This window comes from Saccharothrix sp. ST-888, assembly GCF_000955975.1.
Classification (GTDB): domain Bacteria; phylum Actinomycetota; class Actinomycetes; order Streptomycetales; family Streptomycetaceae; genus Kitasatospora.
Genome location: NZ_JYJF01000486.1, coordinates 1 through 374 on the forward strand (window position 1 = coordinate 1; position 374 = coordinate 374).

Consider the following 374-nt stretch of genomic DNA (forward strand, 5'->3'; position numbering starts at 1 on the left):
CCGACGAGAACAGCACGAAGGCAGCGAGCTTCTGATCCTTCGTCAGCTCGTGCAGGGTCCAGGCCGCGTCCGTCTTGGGCCGCAGCACCCGGTCAACCCGCCCCCCGGTGAGCGGGGCGAAGGCCCTGTCTGCGAGCAGAACGGCGGCGTGCACCACCGCGGTCATCGGGTGACCGACCGGCACCCACGCGAGCAGTCGGCGCAGCGTCGGGCGAGGTGCTGGCGCTGGCGGGTGGACTCGTGAGCGTCCCGGCCCGCAGCTCGGCGACGGCGGTCGAGGAGTCGGCCGGTGCGCTGAGCGGGAAGCTGACCGCGCTGATCGTGCCCGGGCCGGACGCCGGCTTGCTGGGCGTGGGCGGGACCCACGCTGCTGC

At 74.1% G+C, this 374-nt stretch carries 1 protein-coding gene; it reads right to left on the reverse strand.

The features are described from left to right. The coding region (locus UK12_RS43920; RefSeq protein ID WP_442973918.1) for a KR domain-containing protein at positions 1 to 184 on the reverse strand (184 nt) is incomplete at its 3' end. Between the last annotated feature and the right edge of the window lie 190 nt (positions 185 to 374).